Below are 19,536 nucleotides of genomic sequence, written 5' to 3' on the forward strand. Positions count from 1 at the left end.
CCCCTGAGGCGCGTTCCGCGCGCCTCAGGGGCCTCTTGCGTGTCACGAATTGGTTGAGACCTCTTGTGGGCGTGTTCATGCAAGCCATAGCCTCCGTTGCGTTGAGCGAAACCGTCATTGCATATGTTGCAACGCACGTCCGGAGGATCACTCCATGAAGCTCTCCCCCCGCTTGCCCGCCCTGCTTCTGACGGCCCTGGTCGTCACGGCCTGCGCCCCCCAGGCCTCCTCCAACTCCTCCTCCGACAAGGACGAGAAGACCGGCACCCTGCGCGTCTGGCTCTTCCAGGAAGTCGGCAACCAGCCCAAGAAGAAGGTCGTCGACACCGCCGTCGCCGCCTTCGAGAAGGCCCACGAGGGCACCAAGGTCGCCGTCGAGTACATCCCGATCGAGACCCGCGCCCAGCGCGTCAAGGCCGCCTTCAACGACCCGTCCTCCGCGCCCGACGTGATGGAGTACGGCAACACCGACACCGCCGGCTATGTGAAGGACGGCGGACTCCTGGACGTCACCAAGGAGTTCGGCGCCTGGAACGAGGCCAAGGACACCGACCCCACCGCGAAGACGTCGGTCACCGTGGACGGCAAGGTGTACGGCTCGCCCTTCTACGTCGGCGTCCGCGCGCTGTACTACCGGACCGACGTCTTCAAGAAACTCGGTCTGCAAGCACCCAGGACGATGGCCGAGTTGGCCGAGACCGCCCGCAAGATCCGTGCCGCCGAGCCCGAGTTGTACGGCCTGGTCGTCGGCGGCGCCTACACGTACGGCGCGATGCCCTTCATCTGGGCCAACGGCGGTGAACTCGCGACCGGCAAGGGCGGCTCGTACGCCTCCGCGATCTCCGGCGCGGCCGCCCAGAAGGGCATCAAGGAGTACACCTCGCTCTTCACCGACGACAACTGCCCCGCCGCGAAGTGCGCCGGCATGGGCGGCAACGACACGATCACCGCCTTCGCGGCGGGCAAGGCCGGAATGGCGATCGGGGGCGACTTCAGCCATACGGCGGTGGAGGCCGGGAAGGTCAAGGGCAAGTACGCCGTGGTGCCGCTGCCGGGGGTCTCCGCGGGGTCGATCGCTCCCGCGTTCGCCGGTGGCAACAACATCGGGGTGCTGAAGAGCACGTCCCACCGGACGCTGGCGGTCCAGCTGATGGAGCAGCTCACGTCGAAGAAGACGCAGGCGTCGATGTTCGACGCGATGGGGTTCCTGCCGACGTTCGCGGACGTCCGGCAGCAGGTCGCGGCCGAGCAGCCGTATGTGAAGCCGTTCGCGCAGACCCTCGCGGCCGGGACGAAGTTCGTGCCCGCGTCGCCCGCGTGGTCGCAGATCGACTCCTCACTGGTGCTGCCGACGATGTTCCAGGAGGTCATCAGCGGCAAGAAGAGCGTGGCGGCGGCCTCCGGGGAAGCGGCGAAGAAGATGAACGACGCGTTCGGAACCGTCGGGTGACCTCGGCGACCCACCGCGCCACCCGGGCGCCCTGGCTCTATCTCGCCCCCGCCCTGGTCGTCCTCGGCGGACTGCTCGTCTACCCCATCTACCAGCTCGGCCTGATCTCCCTCTTCCGGTACACCCAGGCTCAGGTCAGCGGCGGGGAACCGACCACCTTCCAGGGGTTCGGGAACTACTCGGCGCTGTTCTCCGACCCGGAGTTCTGGCAGGTGCTGCTGGCCACCGTGCTGTTCGCGGCGGGCTGTGTCGCCTCGACGCTCGCCGTCGGGTGCGCGCTGGCGGTGCTCCTCACGCGCGTGCGTGCCGTGCCGCGGCTGGCGTTGATGCTGGCCGCGCTCGGAGCGTGGGCGACACCGGCCGTGACCGGTTCGACGGTCTGGCTGTTCCTCTTCGACCCCGACTTCGGCCCGGTGAACCGGATTCTGGGGCTCGGCGACCACTCCTGGACGTACGGGCGGCTCAGCGCCTTCTTCCTCGTCCTGCTCGAAGTCGTCTGGTGCTCCTTCCCGTTCGTGATGGTCACGGTCTACGCCGGGATCCGCGCCGTACCGGCCGAGGTGCTGGAGGCCGCCGCGCTGGACGGTGCCTCGCAGTGGCGGATCTGGCGGTCGGTGCTCGCGCCGATGCTGCGGCCGATCCTGACCGTCGTCACGATCCAGTCGGTCATCTGGGACTTCAAGGTCTTCACCCAGATCTACGTCATGACGAACGGCGGCGGTATCGCGGGCCAGAACCTCGTCCTGAACGTCTACGCCTACCAGCAGGCGTTCGCCTCCTCGCAGTACAGCCTCGGCTCGGCGATCGGAGTCGTGATGCTGCTGATCCTGCTCGCCGTGACGCTCGGGTACCTGAGGCTGCTCCACCGCCAGGGGGAGGAACTGTGAACCTTCTACGGCGTCCCTGGCGGCTGGCCGCGGAGGCCTCGGCGTTCCTCATCGCCCTGGTGGTCGCCTTCCCCCTCTACTGGATGGTGCTCAGCGCCTTCAAACCGGCCGGAGAGATCGAGTCGTCCGAGCCCCGGCCCTGGACCCTCGCGCCCTCGCTGGATTCCTTCCGGCGGGTGTTCGGACAGCAGGATTTCGGTCGGTATTTCGTCAACAGCCTTGTTGTCGCGTGCAGTGTCGTGATCGTCTCGGCGTTGATCGCGTTTCTCGCGGCGACCGCCGTGACACGATTCCGCTTCCGCTTCCGGACCACCTTGCTGATCATGTTTCTGGTGGCCCAGATGGTGCCCGTGGAGGCCCTCACCATCCCCTTGTTCTTCCAGATGCGGGACTTCGGTCTGCTGAACACGCTGGGCTCGCTGATCCTGCCCCACATCGCCTTCTCGCTGCCCTTCGCGATCTGGATGCTGAGGGGGTTCGTGAAGGCCGTACCGGAGGCTTTGGAGGAGGCCGCGTACATCGACGGGGCCAGCCGTGCGCGATTCCTGTGGCAGATTCTCTTCCCCCTCGTCCTCCCCGGCCTGGTGGCCACGAGCGTGTTCTCCTTCATCTCGGCCTGGAACGATTTCCTCTTCGCCAAGTCGTTCATCATCAGCGACACTTCGCAGTCCACCCTGCCGATGGCCCTGCTGGTCTTCTACAAGCCGGACGAGCCGGACTGGGGCGGGGTCATGGCCGCGTCGACGGTGATGACGATTCCGGTGCTGGTGTTCTTCGTACTCGTACAGCGACGTCTGGTCTCGGGGCTGGGCGGAGCGGTTAAGGACTGACGTGACTTCACTGATTCCGGCGCCGTCGAGCGTCGGCGCCCCCGGCGGGCGGCCGTTCGTCCTCGACGAGGACACCGAGATCGAGGCCGGCCGGGGCGCCGCAGGCGTGGCCCGCTGGCTGCGCACCACGGTCGGCGCGGCGACGGGCCTGCCGCTGGAGCCGTACGCCTCCGGCACAAGCCGCATCCTGCTGCGGATCGCGCCGTCCCTCGCCGACGAACTCGGCAGCCCCGAGGCGTACCGCCTCACCGTGGACGAGCACACCGTCGTCATCGACGGGGCCGGCCGGGAGGGCTTGTTCTACGGCGCCCAGACCTTCCGTCAGCTGCTCGGCCCCGCCGCCTTCCGTCGCGCCCCCGTCACCTCCGGGCGCGCCTGGGAGGTCCCCCCGGTCACCATCGGCGACGCCCCCCGATTCCGCTGGCGCGGCCTCATGCTCGACGTGGCCCGGCACTTCATGCCCAAGGACGGGGTCCTGCGCTACCTCGACCTGATGGCCGCGCACAAACTCAACGTCTTCCACTTCCACTTGACGGACGACCAGGGCTGGCGGATCGAGATCAAGAGGTACCCCCGGCTCACCGAGGTGGGCTCATGGCGGGCGCGTACCAAATTCGGCCACGGGGCCTCACCGCTGTGGGAGGAGAAGCCGCACGGTGGCTTCTACACCCAGGACGACATCCGGGAGATCGTCGCCTACGCCGCCGAACGGCATATCACCGTCGTCCCCGAAATCGACGTACCCGGACACTCGCAGGCCGCCATCACCGCGTACCCGGAACTCGGCAACACCGACGTCATCGACACGACCTCCCTCACGGTCTGGGACAGCTGGGGCATCTCTCTGAACGTACTCGCCCCCACTGACAACACCCTGCGCTTCTACGAGGGCGTGTTCGAGGAACTGCTGGAGCTGTTCCCCTCCGAGTTCATTCACATCGGCGGCGACGAATGCGCCAAGGAGCAGTGGCGGGAGTCGCCCCTCGTCCAGGCCCGTATCGAAGAACTCGCCCTCGAGGACGAGGACGCGTTGCAGTCCTGGTTCATCGGACACTTCGACAAGTGGCTCTCCGCGCGCGGGCGCAGGCTCATCGGCTGGGACGAGATCCTGGAGGGCGGGCTGGCCGAAGGCGCGGCGGTCTCGTCCTGGCGCGGCTACGCGGCCGGCATCGCGGCCGCCCGCGCGGGCCACGACGTCGTCATGTGCCCCGAGCAGCAGGTGTACCTGGACTACCGGCAGGACGCGGGCGCGGACGAGCCGGTCCCCATCGCCTACGTCCGCACCCTGGAGGACGTCTATCGGTTCGAGCCCGTTCCACCGGAGTTGACGCCCGAGGAGGCCGCGCACGTCCTCGGCGCGCAGGCCAACGTGTGGACCGAGGTGATGGAGGACCAGGGGCGCGTCGACTACCAGACCTTCCCCCGGCTGGCGGCCTTCGCCGAAGTGGCCTGGAGTCCTCTGCCCGCCCCCGCGGAGCGGGACTTCGCCGACTTCGAACGGCGGATGGCAGCCCACTACGAGCTGCTCGACGCCCTGGGGGTCGGCTACCGGCCGCCCACGGGGCCGCTGCCGTGGCAGAAGCGGCCCGGTGTGCTCGGCCGGCCGATCGAGGGAGCGCCTCCGAACAGGTAAGGGAAAAAGAGCCCTAAGGGTCACCGAAGAGTGTCAATCGGTATGTGCAGGTGATCCCGTGCGAAAACGGACCATCTCCCTGATGGGGCGGGCGAATGCCGCCGAACGCCTCCTAGCGGACCCCTGTCTTCGCGTGTTGCGAAGATGTGCCAGAGTTGCCACGTCCGCCCTGTCAGCACGTACCGTACGGCAGCAACAGGGCAGGACCAGGTGGGGCAGCGGGAAGGGGCAGCCGGTTTGACCACGCACACACCGCAGGCGGCGCAGGCCGTCACGCTGCCCACGACGCTGGACGAGGCCGTGGCGGCCCTCACCGCCATGCCCGCCGCCGTGCCCGTCGCCGGCGGCACCGACCTGATGGCCGCCGTCAACTCCGGACAGCTCAGGCCGGCCGCTCTCGTCGGCCTCGGCCGCATCAGCGAGATCCGCGGCTGGCAGTACCAGGACGGCCACGCGCTCCTCGGCGCCGGACTCACGCACGCGCGCATGGGCCGCCCCGACTTCGCCGCCCTCATCCCCGCGCTCGCGGCCGCCGCCCGCGCCGCCGGTCCGCCGCAGATCCGCAACGCGGGCACCCTGGGCGGCAACATCGCCTCGGCGGCTCCGACCGGCGACGCGCTGCCCGTCCTCGCCGCCCTCGAAGCCACGTTGATCATCGCGGGCCCGGACGGAGCCCGTCGGGAGATGCCGGTCTCGCACCTGCTGGCCGGCATGGAGATGCTGCGCGCGGGCGAGCTCATCGGCTACGTGCGCGTGCCGCTGCTGCACGCCCCGCAGGTCTTCCTCAAGGTCACCGGCCGCACCGGCCCGGGCCGCGCGATGGCCTCCGTCGCGCTGGTCCTCGACCCGGCCCGGCGCGGGGTCAGGTGCGCCGTCGGTGCCATAGCGCCGATGCCGCTGCGGCCCCTGGACGCCGAGCAGTGGGTCGCCCGGCTCATCGACTGGGACAACAACCGCGCGATCGTCCCGGAGGCCCTGGAGGCCTTCGGCGAGTACGTGTCCGCGGCCTGCATCCCCGACCCGGCACCGGCCGCGGACGGCTCCGTGCCGCAGCATCCGCCCGCAGTACTGCACCTGCGGCGCACTGTCGCCGCGCTGGCCCGACGAGCACTGGGGAGGGCACTTTCGTGACCGACGACCAGCACGGAGAGGGCACGCCCCGGGCCGCCGGCCGCTGGGACCCGCTGCCCCAGGGTGACTACGACGACGGCGCGACCGCCTTCGTGAAGCTCCCCGAGGGAGGCATCGACGCCCTCCTGGCCTCCGCCGACAGCCCGCTCGCCGCGCCCGGTCACGGCTATGTGCCGCCGCAGATAACGGCCACGCCGGGCGACGGGACCGACCCGGCGGCCCCGGCCGGCTGGGCCGTGCCGGCCGAGGGCGCGCAGTGGCCCGACCCGAGCACCCTGCCGCAGGGCCAGACCGGGCAGTTCACGTACAACCCCGCGACCACCCAGCAGTGGAACGTCGAGGACACCGCGGCCGCGCCCGCGCCGGGTCACGACGTCACCGGACAGTGGTCGATCCCCGTCGCCGGCGGCGACCTCCCGGACGAATCGGGCGAGTTCACCACGTCGTCCCTGGTCGAGCAGTGGGGCGGCACCCCTCCGGCGACCCTGCCGGGCGGCGCGGCCGCGCCCTGGGCGACGCAGCCGGCCCAGCCATGGGGGGACCAGCCCCAGGACGGCCCGGGAGCGGGACCCGAGCACGGTGGCGGCTTCGACAACGGTCACGGTGGGGCGGTGGGCGACGGCCACCCCGGTCCGCTGGGCGACAGCCACGCGCACGTGCCCGCCGGTGACGGACCGGCTGGTGACGGGCACGCCGTCACGGCGGACGACCCGCACCTGCCGTCCGCCGCGCACCCCGGAAGTCACGCGGTCGCCGACGCGCCGCGGCGGTCCGAGCCGGACGAGACGTCCCACGAGGCGGCACCCGACTCCGCACAGTCGCACGCCGACAGCAACGGCCATGGCATCGGTCTCGCCGAGCCCTACGGGGACAGCCCCTCCGCAACCGCCTCACAGCCCTCTCCCGGCCCCGGTGAGGCATCGGCGCCCCCAAGAGTCTCCGAGGGCGCCGAAGAGGCCGTGGAAGCCGCTGACGGCCCCGCCGAGCCCGGCGCGGAGCACGCCCCGGCCGACGGCGGCGACGAACCGGGTCCGGAGGCCGCGGAGGAGCACGCGAGCGACTCCGACGAGAACCCCGGCGACCAGGCCCCCGCGCTCCCCGGCGAGGAACACCCCCTCGCCTCCTACGTCCTGCGCGTCAACGGCGTCGACCGCCCCGTCACCGACGCCTGGATCGGCGAGTCGCTGCTCTACGTGCTGCGCGAGCGGCTCGGGCTCGCCGGCGCCAAGGACGGCTGCTCGCAGGGCGAGTGCGGGGCGTGCAACGTCCAGGTCGACGGGCGGCTCGTCGCCTCCTGCCTGGTGCCCGCGGTGACCGCCGCCGGCAGCGAGGTCCGTACCGTCGAGGGCCTCGCCGAGGACGGCCGGCCCTCCGACGTGCAGCGGGCGCTCGCCCGGTGCGGCGCCGTGCAGTGCGGCTTCTGCGTGCCGGGCATGGCGATGACCGTGCACGACCTGCTGGAGGGCAACCCCGCGCCCACCGAGCTGGAGACCCGCCAGGCGCTGTGCGGCAACCTCTGCCGCTGCTCCGGCTACCGGGGTGTCGTCGACGCCGTCAAGGATGTCGTCGCCGAGCGTGAGGCACACGCGACGGGCGACGGTGAGACGGACGGCGACGAGGCACGTATCCCGCATCAGGCGGGCCCCGGAGGCGGAAGCGTCCACCCGTCGGCGTTCGACTCCCCGGGGTTCCCGGGCACCGCCGGACCGCATGAGCAGGCACACGGACAGGGACAGGACGGAGGCCAGGCGTGAGCAACGAAGCCGCCACCGCGACCACCGCCGCGGAGGCAGCACCCGCCCCCGAGCCGATTCCGCACGGCATCGGCGTCTCTCTGCCGCCCGCCGACGCCCGCGCGAAGACCGAGGGCACCTTCCCGTACGCGGCCGACCTGTGGGCCGAGGGCCTGCTGTGGGCGGCCGTCCTGCGCTCGCCCCACGCGCACGCGCGCATCGTGTCCATCGACACCTCCCACGCGCGTGAGATGCCCGGAGTCCGTGCGGTCGTCACGCACGAGGACGTGCCCGGCAGCCCGGTGCACGGCCGCGGCAGGGCCGACCGTCCGGTCTTCGCCTCCGAGGTCGTACGCCATCACGGCGAGCCCATCGCCGCCGTCGCCGCCGACCACCCCGACACCGCGCGCATGGCCGCGGCCGCCGTCATCGTCGAGTACGAGGTCCTCGAGCCGGTCACGGACCCGGAGCAGGCCTTCGAGGCCGAGCCCCTGCACCCCGACGGCAACCTGGTCCGGCACATCCCGCTCCAGCACGGCGACCCCTCCGCGACCGGCGAGATCGTCGTCGAGGGCCAGTACCGCATCGGCCGCCAGGACCCCGCCCCCATCGGCGCCGAGGCCGGCCTCGCCGTGCCCCGTCCCGACGGCGGCGTCGAGCTCTACCTGGCCTCCACCGACCCGCACGCGGACCGCGACACGGCCGCCGCCTGCTACGGACTCGAGCCCGAGCGCGTCAAGGTCGTCGTCACCGGCGTCCCCGGCGCCACCGCCGACCGCGAGGACCAGGGCTTCCAGCTCCCGCTCGGCCTCCTCGCGCTCAAGACCGGCTGCCCGGTCAAGCTGACGGCCACGCGCGAGGAGTCCTTCCTCGGCCATGTGCACCGTCATCCCACCCTGCTGAGATACCGCCACCACGCCGACGCCGAGGGCAAGCTGGTCAAGGTCGAGGCGCAGATCCTGCTCGACGCGGGCGCCTACGCCGACACCTCCTCGGAGGCCCTGGCCGCCGCCGTGGGCTTCGCCTGCGGGCCGTACGTCGTCCCGAACGCCTTCATCGAGGGCTGGGCCGTCCGCACCAACAACCCGCCCTCCGGCCATGTCCGCGGGGAGGGCGCGATGCAGGTGTGCGCCGCCTACGAGGCGCAGATGGACAAGCTGGCCAAGAAGCTGGGCGTCGACCCGGCCGAACTGCGTCTGCGCAACGCCCTCGCCACCGGCGACATACTCCCGACCGGCCAGACGGTCACCTGCCCCGCGCCGGTCGCCGAACTGCTCCAGGCCGTACGCGACTTCCCGCTGCCCGCCCTCCCCAAGGACACCCCCGAGGACGAGTGGCTGCTGCCCGGCGGCCCCGAGGGCGCGGGCGAACCGGGCGCGATCCGCAGGGGTGTCGGCTACGGCCTCGGCATGGTGCACATGCTCGGCGCGGAGGGCGCGGACGAGGTCTCCACGGCGACCGTACGGGTCCAGGACGGCGTCGCCACGGTGCTCTGCGCGGCCGTCGAGACCGGCCAGGGGTTCACCACCCTGGCCCGCCAGATCGTCCAGGAGACGCTCGGGATCGACGAGGTCCATGTGGCCCCCGTCGACACCGACCAGCCCCCCGCCGGGCCGGGCTGCCGCGGCCGGCACACCTGGGTCTCGGGCGGCGCGGTCGAGCGCGCGGCCAAGATGGTCCGCACCCAGCTGCTCCAGCCCCTGGCCCACAAGTTCGGCATGTCCACCGAACTGCTCCAGATCACCGACGGCAAGATCACCTCGTACGACGGAGTCCTGTCGACGACCGTCACCGAGGCCATGGACGGCAAGGAACTGTGGGCCACCGCCCAGTGCCGGCCGCACCCGACGGAACCCCTCAACGAGGCCGGCCAGGGCGACGCCTTCGTCGGCATGGCGTTCTGCGCGATCCGCGCGGTGGTCGACGTCGACATCGAACTCGGCTCCGTCCGTGTGGTCGAGCTCGCGCTCGCCCAGGACGTCGGCCGGATCCTCAACCCCGCCCAGCTGGAGGCCCGTATCGAAGCGGGCGTCACCCAGGGAGTCGGGATAGCGCTCACGGAGAACCTGCGCAGCGCGCGCGGGCTGATCCGCCACCCGGACCTCACCGGGTACGCCCTGCCGACGGCCCTGGACGCGCCGGAGATCCGGATCGTCAAGCTGGTCGAGGAACGGGACGTGGTCGCCCCGTTCGGGGCGAAGGCGGCCAGCGCGGTGCCGGTGGTCACGTCCCCGGCGGCCGTCGCGTCGGCCGTACGGGCCGCGACGGGCCGTCCCGTGAACCGGCTCCCGATACGCCCGCAGGCCGCGGTCGTGACCGACCGATGAGTTCCTCCGGCCAGGAGCCCCGCGAGTACGAACCGCCGCCCGGCCTGGGCAAGCTGGCGCTGTGGATCCTGCTGTTCGTGGTGGCGGCCATCGTGGTCGTGGTGGGCGGCGTGTACTTCGCGTGATGCGCGGCGTCGTGCTGGTCACCGGTGATGGGGGCACCTCCCGCGCCCTTTAGGCGGCGGGGGAGGCGGCCGGTAAATCCACGGTGGCGCAGGCGCTGGCCGAGCGGTTGCCGAGGGCGGCGCATGTCCGCGGGGACGTGTTCCGGCGGATGATCGTGTCGGGGCGGGCGGAGTACCGGCCCGGCGCCTCCGGAGAGGCTTCGGCTCAACTCCGTCTGCGGTACCGGTTGTCGGCCGCGACGGCGGACGCGTACGCCGAGTCCGGGTTCACGGCCGTCGTACGGGACGTGGTGCTGGGAGAGGACCTGACGGCGTACGTCGGGCTGGTCCGGAGCCGGCCGCTGTACGTCGTCGTCCTGGCACCGGATCCCGGGACGGTGGCCGCCCGGGAGGCCGGCCGGGCGAAGACGGGCTACGACGGCGAGGCCTGGACGATCCCCGCGCTGGACGAGGCGCTGCGGACGTCGACTCCGCGGATCGGCCTGTGGCTGGACACCTCCGCACTGACCCCTGCGCAGACGGTGGAGGCGATTCTCGCGGGGCGGGAACGTGCGAGGGTGCTCTGACGTCTCCTTGATACGGGGGCGTTGTCAGTGGTGGCGCGTAGTGTTTCGAGCAGTGGGGGACGAGCGCAGGCCCGACGGGTTCGCCGTGCCGTGCCCGGCCAGGGGACTGCGTACGAAGCACACGGGGGAGCCATGAGCACGACCGATGCCGCCGTAGCGGCGATCAGACTGACCGAGGACGAACTGCATCCGTACATCTCGCATGTGTCGACCCGCCGCTGGCTCAGCGGCCCCGGACTGCCCGGCGAAAGCGACCTGTTCACCTTCGAGGAGCTGCGCCGCGAGGGCCTGCGGACGGTCGCGGACGCGACGGCCGACCCGGGCGGGCGGCTCAGCCAGGAGTTGTGCGACCAGCTGGTGATCGGCGGGCTGACGGATCTGCAGGGCAGGGAGCGGGAGTCGGTCCTGCTCGACGGCGTCACGGGCGAGGTCTCGACGACGGCGTTCTTCCACGCCCGCCCGGACCTGATGGACCGCACCCCGCTGGCCCCCTCTCTGCCCACCCTGGTCCGCTTCGCGACGGCGACGGACGAACTGACCGAGGTGCGCGGCCAGTTCGCGGCGTACGCCGGCCGCTTCGGTCCCACGGCCGTGGAGGACGCGACGCGTCAGCTGCTGACGGTGTTCGAGGAGGGCACGGGCGGCGAGGTGCCGACGTTCTGGAAGATCGCGGCCCTGATCCGCCCCCTGGCCCTGGTGGCGGGTCCGGGCACGGCGTCCGGCCTGGCCCTGGACCTCCCGCCGCGCCTGCTGGACCAGGAGTTCGGCCGCAGCCACGTCGTCCGCTTCGAGGACATCGACTTCCCGTCCACGCTCACGCACGCCCCGACCCGCCGCTTCCTGGCGGAGACGGGCCTGCCCGAGGACGGCGTCCTCTTCCACACCGACCCGGACGCCCCGCTGCCGACCCTCGCCGAGCACCGGGCCGAGCAGCTGGTCGCCCTCCCGCCCCGCGCCGAACACCTGATCGTCCTCGGCCACCTGATCGAGGACAACACCCTCGTGGTCGACGGCGAGACGGGCGCGGTCCTGAACTGGAGCGAGCGGGAAGCGACCCTCCACCCCCTCAACACGGACATCTCCACCCTCGCCTTCACCCTCTGGCTCCTGCACCGGGAGCGCCAGATAGACGAGTCGCTCGCCCACGAGCTGACGAACACGCTGTACGTCCAGGTCGCCAAGACGATGGTCCGCGCCCTGTCCACCATCGACCCGACGGGCACGACGACGGACGCCGACTGGCACTACTGGACGGAGCTGTTCCAGGACGAGGTGGGCGGCGTGCTCTGACCGACCGCGCGGCGCAGGGTCGCCGAGAGGTGATGCTGCAAGGGCTGCCCGACCGCCGCGAGGTCATGGACGAACGTGAACGTGTCGGCGTCGCCGTCGCCCAGGGTGTAGCGGCGACGGGTGGCGGTCACGTCCTTGGCGGTGGGGGTGAGAGCGACGGAGTGCGTGGAGAGATCGACCGCGCCCTCTCCCGCATGCCCGACCAGGATCTCGGTGATGCCGGTGGGCTGGGTGACCAGTGCCTCCACCCGGCCGTCCGCCTGAAGCCGCCACCACCCGCTCTCCCGGGCCGCGGGCCGCAACGGCGCCCCGTCCCCGTCGAGCAGCCAGGCCCGCGCCTCGTACCGGAGAAAGGGACGCCCGTCGTGTCGGAAGCTGACCTCCTGCGCGTAAGCGAAGTCGCCGTCGAGCGTCGGATACCCACCTCGGCCCCGCCCCCGCCACGCCCCCAGAAACCCGAGCACGGGCTCGAGCAGCGGATGCGGCCCAGGCGCGTCATCCGCCCCCAGGGCATCGGGAAAGGGAGGCTCCGCCACACTCTCGACCACGCCCGCACTCCTCACTCACGACCACTACCGCCCGCAAGCCTAGAACGCGGCACAGCGGAAGGGGCGGCATCCAGTACGGGATGCCGCCCCTTCACCACACCAGAGGCCGTGGCGGGAATCGAACCCGCGTAACTCGCTTTGCAGGTTTGTCCGGGCTGGTCAGGGCGCGATCTGAACGGGTTCGGCGATGTTCAGACCCGTACGGATGCTGGGCCCGAAGGGGCTCGGTGTACGGGTCCGAACGGCCGTGTACGGCGACGAACGAGACGGAAAGTGAGACGGACGAACGGGACTCCGAACCGTGAACACGGCCTGGACCTCTGGGCCGGCGGAGGATGTGAGAGCTGCCCTCGCTAGGGCTGCCCCCAACACGCCTTCCAACTGTCCGTGCGGCCGAACGGGGGCGTCTGTGGGAGTTCGCGCGGCAGGTCAGAGGGTGTGTGTACGGTCGCGGCCGTCGGCGCACTAGACAAAGACCACGACTAAGGAGGGGCAGGTCGAGTTACTGAGATCAGGCGCGAGAGTCGGCGCCGACGAACTTTGTCCCTGGTGGTCGCCCAGCGAACGCGAACCCGTGGCCCACAACTGCGTGAGGTCGATCCGCAGGCGCCCGTAAAGGGCGCCTAGCGGGCTGTCGTACCCGCTCCCGTCACAGTGCTCGTGGTCGCCAGCCGCGTCACCTCGTGCGACCTTGCTGTTGCCGCAGGTTAGATACAGCTCCGGCATGGCATGCCTCCGCGTTCGACTTGCCGAGAAGAGCCCCACGACGGCGGCAACTTGCGGCACAGTTACTCACATGAGATGGCGCGGCAAACGGGTTTGGCTCTCACTCCTCGGACCTCTCTTCTTCGTTACTTTCTTCACCGCAGGGCCGGGATTGCTGAAGGAAGTCGTGACGAGCCCTCCCTCTTGGCTAACCCCATTGGTGGCAGCACTCGGTGGCAGTGTGCTACTCATAGCCACACCGCTCCTTCAATCTCGTGTCGATGTCATAAGACGGAAAGACCAGCAACTGGACGAACAGGACAGTACGCGTGAGGCCGTACTCCAACGGCTGGTGGGGGAGAGATCTGATTTCCCACTCGTCAGTGACGTCAACGATCGCGCTGTGCTAGGGATTCATCCAGCCATTCCACTCCCCGCAGGCTCAGGCAGCTCGCTCTCTTCCGAACTGCCTAGCTATATATCGCGTGACGTTGACGCAGACCTTCATACAGCGCTCCGCGCGAAACGAGCAACAGGCGGGTTCATCGTCCTGGTCGGGCGTGCTGCTTCCGGAAAGACCAGATGTGCGTACGAGTCAGTTAAGGCAGTCCTGCCGGATTGGCGGCTCTGTATGCCCAGTGGGTTCGAGTCGCTCAAAACGCTGATCGAAGCTTCCGTTGATTTGGATCAGACGGTCATCTGGTTGGACGAAGTGCAGAAATTTATAGGACCAGGGAAACTGGAATCTGAGTTCATGCGCCGACTGCTGTTCAATAGAAGCGAGCCTGTGATCATAATGGGGACGATTTGGCCCAATAATTACTCAAGGCTGCGCTCTCGATTGACTGACGAAAACTATGAAGATCCGAATCGAGACGCCCGCGAAATACTTGACTTGGCCACACGTTTCGAGATCGCAGAATTTAGTGCAGACGAGCGTGAGCGGGCCGAACGTGTCGCAGATATTGATCCGCGTATACGTGAGGCCATGTCAAATGAATCAGAAGCGAGTCTAACTGAGATCCTTTCCGCCACACCGGAACTCGTACACCGTTGGCAATATGGAGACAATGACCTTGGGCGGCTGGTGATTACGGCCGCGATTATGGCCCGGGTGTGTGGCTGCGGAGAACCAATTCCTGCACAACAGCTTCAGGAAGTCACGCAGGTTCTGATGAGTGGCCGTCAGCGAGCACATGCATCTGAGGGTTGGTTTGAGGAGGCCGTGACCTGGGCGTGCGAACCCACACGGGGAGCCATCTCAGCGCTGGCTCCGTACGCGGAAACCGTTGGCTCGTTCGACGGATATACGGTTAGTGATGTCCTTGCTCAGCATGCAATCGAATCCAGCGAGGTCAAGGAGAGGGTATCCGATAAGATTTGGGATATTCTAATTTCTACCGCAGCTCCGGCTGCATGCCTGTCGATCCTCATGGAATCCATCAAGGCTGGAAATATGAGTGCGGCGGCAAAGGCGGCTGATCGATGTGCGGAAATTAATTTGACGCCTGCCATATGGGTCTGGGCCACGACACTTGAGCGTGCCGGGCAAGAAGAGAAAGCTCTTGAATGGTGGATGCGCGCGGCGCAGGATGACGGATCGATCCCAGGTAGCGCACTGCTTTCTGCCACTTCAGTCGGATTGTTGTTGTTTAAAATGCAACGGCTTGAGGAGGCGGATTTCTGGCTTCGGGACGCAGCCGAGCGAGGAAATTCCAACGCCATGGGCGGGTACGGCATGTCATTGCTTCAGCAAGGAAAGACCGAAGAGGGCATACGCTGGAGTCGTCTAAGTGCGGAGGCGGGGAACCTTCTGTCGGCCGGTAATCTTGGGCGAACGCTGGCGTCGCTAGACCGTACCGAAGAGGCTGAGTATTGGCTGCGTAAGGCAGCAGAAGAGGACATACTGGATTCTCAGGCGGACTTGGGTTTCTTGTTGGGCCGTACCCCAGACAAGCGGGCGGAAGCTCTAATCTGGCTGCGTAGAGCAGCCGATTCGGAGAATATAAGGGCAATGGTCGCGCTGGGCCTTTTGTTGGGCGAGGACGGTAACAAGGAGGGACGAATCTGGTTGCAGCGAGCGGCAGAGCAAGGGGATGTAACCGGGATTGTTGGCCTTGGTGTCATGGCAGTCGAAGATGGGGATGCGCATTCAGCGGAAATGTGGTTTCGGGAGGCTGCTGAAAAAGGCCATCCGGTAGCCATCGCGGAGTTGGTGAAAATCCTTCACTCATCTGGCAGAGCAGAGGAGGCCGAACGTTGGGGGCAGCAAGTCACCGATTCTGACAGGCCAGGTACCATTCAGCCCGTGATCGAGGGTCGCGCTGTAGGTGAGATCCCGCCGCCAATGCCTGTGGAAGAGCCTGGAACCTCATAGTGGGGTTGCGCGCCTCGCGCGGCAGCTCGGGCAGTGTCTGCTACGAGCGTTGGCCGGCTAGGCGTCCCAGGCAGATTCGAGCAGGTGACGGCCGTCATGAGCGCGCACGTGAGGCGCGGTCGCGGCAACACGCTTTCCAACTGTCCGCATGACCGTACGGGGGCGTGCGTGGAGGTTCACGCGGCAGGTCAGACGGGGTGCGTGTACGGCGGTGAACGGTGGTGTACGTCAGCGCACCGGACAAAGACCAGGACAACGAACGGCTCAGGGGCTAGCCCTCAGCGGAGGCGCGGGGGGCAAGGCTGACGAGCCCCGCCCCGGTATTGAGTCCCCATAGAGAAGCCCTGCGTGACTCGACGTCAACCCACCCCTTGACCAGGGTCTCGCCGAGAAGTAGCCACCTAGGCCCTTCTACATGGCAGAGACGCAGCGACACCAAGAGCGGGTGAGCGATGTTCAGACCAGGAGACCTCTGCTGGCACAGGGACACAGGCATACGGGATACCGGCCTGGTGGTCTACGTGGACACCCGAGCCGGCGACGGTTACGCGTACACGGTCCTGTGGAGCGACCTGAGCACCGACACTCACCACCAGGACCAGCTAGGGCCGTTCACCGCACCACGGACCGCACAGGGGCTCTGACCCGAAAGGCCAAACCCCGCAGGTAGACCTACCGTGGAGCCATGACGGAACAGCGAGAGTTCACCGATGCAGAGCGGGACGCCTACAGGTCACCGTGCCCCGAGTGCGGCCGTCCCCGAGAGGTCGAGTGGGTCACCGCCGCCACGTTCGGGGAGACAGTGCACCTGGTGTCGTTCGAGACATGCCGCAACCCCAAGTGCCCTGAGAGCCCTGAGTACGAGCCCAACGGCTGAGCCCCAACAGGAAAGGCCATACGGGGCCCTGAGCCGCCCTCAGCCGCCTCCTGGTCCAACTCCACGTTGCTCCCCCGAGAGCCGCCCTGAAGCCCCCTCAGGGCTCTGCGCCGTGCCCACAGCCCCGAACCGCTGAGATGGCGGGCCTGTGACCAATGGCTATCTGCCGCGTAATGGCTAACCACGCATGGCATAGCAAAGAGCCCCGCCTACTTGTCATCCCCGACAGTGTGGCTCTCCATGATCTCTCCGACCTCATCCGCGATATACCAAACGTCGCTAGGGATCAGTGGGCTACGAACTACACGCCCGTTGGACAGCAGTACACGGAGCCTCATACGCATACCCTTCTCTGGCATAGCGCTTCGAGGGACGCTGTATCGGTAGGTGGTTCCGTCCAGCGCGGGAACTATGGGTGGCTCGTACGAAGGGAACCCACGTTCAAAGCGTTTGGGTCTGGTGCAGCTTTGGGTGACAGGTTCGGTCACGCGGCCTGGAGAGCCGGTGTGGTCATGACGCTCTCGAATTCGACGGGGGTCAGCCGGCCGAGCGAGGCTTGTCTGCGGCGCCGGTGGTAGGTCCTCTCGATCCAGGTCACGATCGCAATCCGCAGTTCCTCGCGGGTGGCCCACGATCGACGGTCGAGGACGTTCTTCTGCAGCAGGCTGAAGAAGGACTCCATGGCCGCGTTGTCGCCTGCCGCCCCGACCCTCCCTATCGAACCGACGATCCGGTGACGATCGAGCGCCCGGACGAACTTCCGTGACCGGAACTGCGACCCGCGATCGCTGTGCAGAATGCACCCGTCGACGTGTCCACGCCGGGCGACAGCGTTGTTGAGGGCTGTGACGGCCAGGCGGGACTTCATCCGCGTGTCCATCGAGTAGCCGACGATCCTTTTGCTGAAGACATCCTTGATCGCACAGAGATACAACTTGCCTTCGCCGGTGGCGTGTTCGGTGATGTCGGCGAGCCACAGCCGGTTCGGGCCAACCGCGGTGAAGTCACGGCGGACCAGGTCGTCGTGCACCGGCGGGCCGGCCTTCTTGGCCTTGCCGCGCTTCTTGCCGAACACGCTCCACCAGCGGTTGTCCCGGCAGATTCGCCACGCGGTCCGGTCCGCCATCACGGCCCCGGCACCGCGCGCTTCGTCTGCCAGGAAGCGGTAGCCGAACTCCGGGTCGTCACGGTGCGCGTCGAACAGCGCGTTCGCGCGGTACGCCTCCTCCAGCATGGCATCGGTCACCGGCTGGTCCAGCCAGCGGTAGTAGGGCTGCCTGGCGAGCTTCAGCACCCGGCACGCAACCGTGACGGGCACCCCGTCCCCGGCCAGCTCCTTCACGAGCGGGTAGATCCTTTTCCCGGCAGATGCGCCTGTGACAGATAGGCCGCGGCCCGCCGCAGAACCTCGTTCTCCTGCTCCAGCAGCTTGATCCGCCGACGAGCTTCCCGAAGCTCTGCGCTCTCCTGGCCGGTCGTTCCGGGCTTGGTTCCGTCGTCGATGTCCGCGCGACGCATCCACTTCCACAACGTCATCGGATGGACTCCGAAGTCGGTGGCCACCTGCTCGACCGTCACACCCGGACCGCGGTTCCTCGCGACCCGCACAACGTCCTGGCGGAACTCCTCCGGATAAGGCTTGGGCACAGCGACATCCTTCCCACCCGCCCCACAGGGCAAGCCAGTTCAGATGTCACCCGATCGTGCGGCAGACCCTTTGCCGTGAATGACATACGCCTTCCTCTTTCGCTTGGTGTAGGTCCATAGCTCAATGCGCTCAACCGATACGGGGGTTGTGCCGTCGTTGAGGAACCTCAAGATGAACACGTGTTGTTCGGTAACAACGCCTGTCTCAGATACGGCTAGACCAGTACGCCATAGCCGCACCTTAACCTTGGGCCGTACTCGTCTGTACGTGCGGTATGAGGTGATCATGTTTAGTGAGGCGACAGCAGCACCGCCGATAGCGATACCTCGGGCCCACCAGTCAGCAGCCATAGCTAGTCCCCTGTCTCCCGCTGTTCTACCGATAGGTCATCGGGAATGGACTGGTTCAACGCATCTTTCGCGGATGCGACGGCTCCTCGAACCCTTTTATGCGCGTGATGAACTGTCAGTAGAAGAACTGGCCGACTATTCACCTCGCGACCATTGGCGAGAGTGATCCGAAAGGTCAACAGTCCCAGACCTCTCGACGTTGTCATTCCGACAACCTGTTTCTCTGTCATGTCTGGCAATGAGTCGAAGACGATCCAGCGAGCCCCGCCATATGCCTCAATGCGCCTTTGATCTTCCCCTTCTAGCCAAACAACTTCCGATGGCAAATATATCCACGGATTCCACGCGAAAAATCGACTGAGAAGCATTCGCCCTGGGTAGGTCAGTGCGGCTATGAGTAGGGGAGGGCTCCAGGCTACAACCTCTGCCTTTTCCACCCCAATGGCTGCCGCTCCAGTATTGACAACGTGTACATGCCATGCCGCTCTCCATTCAGTGGGGTCATCGGGAAGATGAATTATTGGCTCATGGCGTGCACCTAGTTTGACCTTGACCTTCAGCCGTGGCCCACCTCTTCTAAAGGTGGCTAGGGACGTCAACCAGTTGGACAGAGTGAACGCGGCGCTCGCCGAAGAGATGATGATCGCGAGGATGGGTAGCGACATGTGCCGATGATGCCCACAACAGGACACTCCCGACACCGATTTGAGCAACTTCAGCGCTTGGCCGGCTGACTCCCCCAACTAGCCCCGAGATAAAGCCTGGTGTCCCTCTCCGGGCATGCAGAAGCCCGAGCCTTGAACGGGCTCTCAGGCAGTCGGCTCGGGCTTCTCCGGGTTGGCCTTCACGTAGGCATCCCGGATCTCCTGAGCGATCCGGCCACGGTCGCTCACCTTGTGCCCCACAGACAGAGCCCACTCCCGAACCTCGGCCAGCCAATTGGCCCGAGCGGACGATGTGCCCGAGCTGGAGGCTGCGGCCGGACGCGCCGCAGAGGAGACCACTCGCTCACGGGACTTCTCAGTGAACGGCTTGAGGGCGGTCACCAGCTTCTTGAGG

General features: G+C 67.8%; 15 protein-coding genes and 1 pseudogene. 13 read left to right on the forward strand and 3 right to left on the reverse strand.

What is annotated here, in order from left to right:
- Positions 1 to 154 precede the first annotated feature (154 nt).
- The 10 genes and pseudogenes from OG841_RS28215 (at position 155) to OG841_RS28260 (ending at position 11,972) form a co-directional block, all read left to right on the forward strand.
- Positions 155 to 1,450, forward strand: a complete 1,296-nt coding sequence (locus tag OG841_RS28215) for an extracellular solute-binding protein (protein WP_371567031.1) — start codon at positions 155 to 157, stop codon at positions 1,448 to 1,450.
- On the forward strand, positions 1,447 to 2,337 hold the full coding sequence (locus OG841_RS28220) for a carbohydrate ABC transporter permease (protein ID WP_328638941.1): 891 nt from the start codon (positions 1,447 to 1,449) through the stop codon (positions 2,335 to 2,337). The genes OG841_RS28215 and OG841_RS28220 overlap by 4 nt, the downstream gene beginning before the upstream one ends.
- On the forward strand, positions 2,334 to 3,167 hold the full coding sequence (locus OG841_RS28225) for a carbohydrate ABC transporter permease (protein ID WP_328638940.1): 834 nt from the start codon (positions 2,334 to 2,336) through the stop codon (positions 3,165 to 3,167). Before OG841_RS28220 ends, OG841_RS28225 begins: the two co-directional genes overlap by 4 nt.
- 1 nt (position 3,168) lies before the next feature.
- Entirely contained in the window at positions 3,169 to 4,800 is a 1,632-nt protein-coding gene (locus OG841_RS28230) for a beta-N-acetylhexosaminidase (RefSeq protein WP_328638939.1), read from the forward strand.
- Positions 4,801 to 5,037: 237 nt separating this feature from the next.
- Positions 5,038 to 5,931 (forward strand): FAD binding domain-containing protein, encoded by an 894-nt coding sequence (locus OG841_RS28235; RefSeq protein WP_057610828.1) that lies wholly within the window; start codon positions 5,038 to 5,040, stop codon positions 5,929 to 5,931.
- A complete protein-coding gene (locus OG841_RS28240; protein ID WP_371567032.1) occupies positions 5,928 to 7,685 on the forward strand; it encodes a 2Fe-2S iron-sulfur cluster-binding protein in 1,758 nt (585 codons plus the stop codon). Before OG841_RS28235 ends, OG841_RS28240 begins: the two co-directional genes overlap by 4 nt.
- A complete protein-coding gene (locus OG841_RS28245; protein ID WP_365120058.1) occupies positions 7,682 to 9,991 on the forward strand; it encodes a xanthine dehydrogenase family protein molybdopterin-binding subunit in 2,310 nt (769 codons plus the stop codon). Before OG841_RS28240 ends, OG841_RS28245 begins: the two co-directional genes overlap by 4 nt.
- On the forward strand, positions 9,988 to 10,116 hold the full coding sequence (locus OG841_RS28250; protein ID WP_328638936.1) for a hypothetical protein: 129 nt from the start codon (positions 9,988 to 9,990) through the stop codon (positions 10,114 to 10,116). Before OG841_RS28245 ends, OG841_RS28250 begins: the two co-directional genes overlap by 4 nt.
- Positions 10,117 to 10,181: 65 nt before the next feature.
- Positions 10,182 to 10,682, forward strand: a pseudogene (locus OG841_RS28255) (AAA family ATPase); the annotation flags it as partial.
- Between the two features lie 132 nt (positions 10,683 to 10,814).
- The gene (locus tag OG841_RS28260) at positions 10,815 to 11,972 is read left to right on the forward strand and encodes an SUKH-4 family immunity protein (protein ID WP_328638935.1); all 1,158 of its coding nucleotides are present in this window, start codon (positions 10,815 to 10,817) and stop codon (positions 11,970 to 11,972) included.
- Here OG841_RS28260 and OG841_RS28265 read toward each other — a convergent pair.
- Complete coding sequence (locus OG841_RS28265) at positions 11,927 to 12,520, reverse strand: FABP family protein (protein WP_328638934.1); 594 nt, start codon at positions 12,518 to 12,520, stop codon at positions 11,927 to 11,929. The genes OG841_RS28260 and OG841_RS28265 overlap by 46 nt on opposite strands.
- Positions 12,521 to 13,856: 1,336 nt before the next feature.
- Between OG841_RS28265 and OG841_RS28270 the strand changes: the two genes are divergently transcribed.
- The 3 genes from OG841_RS28270 to OG841_RS28280 all read left to right on the forward strand — a co-directional run bounded on the left by OG841_RS28270 (position 13,857) and on the right by OG841_RS28280 (position 16,479).
- Positions 13,857 to 15,602 carry a tetratricopeptide repeat protein gene (locus OG841_RS28270; protein WP_371567033.1) on the forward strand — a complete coding sequence of 582 codons (1,746 nt, stop codon included), beginning with the start codon at positions 13,857 to 13,859 and terminating at the stop codon, positions 15,600 to 15,602.
- A gap of 521 nt (positions 15,603 to 16,123) precedes the next feature.
- A complete protein-coding gene (locus OG841_RS28275) occupies positions 16,124 to 16,246 on the forward strand; it encodes a hypothetical protein (RefSeq protein WP_371567034.1) in 123 nt (40 codons plus the stop codon).
- A gap of 41 nt (positions 16,247 to 16,287) precedes the next feature.
- A complete protein-coding gene (locus OG841_RS28280) occupies positions 16,288 to 16,479 on the forward strand; it encodes a hypothetical protein (protein WP_371567035.1) in 192 nt (63 codons plus the stop codon).
- A 484-nt stretch (positions 16,480 to 16,963) separates the two neighbouring features.
- Here the strand turns inward: OG841_RS28280 and OG841_RS28285 are convergent.
- Together OG841_RS28285 and OG841_RS28290 are read right to left on the reverse strand one after the other, a co-directional pair.
- Positions 16,964 to 18,126, reverse strand: a protein-coding gene (locus OG841_RS28285) for an IS3 family transposase (protein WP_328637499.1) whose coding sequence is annotated in 2 segments (ribosomal slippage) — positions 16,964 to 17,839 and positions 17,842 to 18,126 — 1,161 coding nt in all. Because the reading frame shifts where the segments join, the coding sequence is not laid out codon by codon here.
- 1,160 nt (positions 18,127 to 19,286) lie between these two features.
- Positions 19,287 to 19,523, reverse strand: a complete 237-nt coding sequence (locus OG841_RS28290) for an Lsr2 family DNA-binding protein (RefSeq protein ID WP_442759702.1) — start codon at positions 19,521 to 19,523, stop codon at positions 19,287 to 19,289.
- Positions 19,524 to 19,536 lie beyond the last annotated feature (13 nt).

The organism is Streptomyces canus, assembly GCF_041435015.1.
GTDB classification, from domain to species: domain Bacteria; phylum Actinomycetota; class Actinomycetes; order Streptomycetales; family Streptomycetaceae; genus Streptomyces; species Streptomyces canus_G.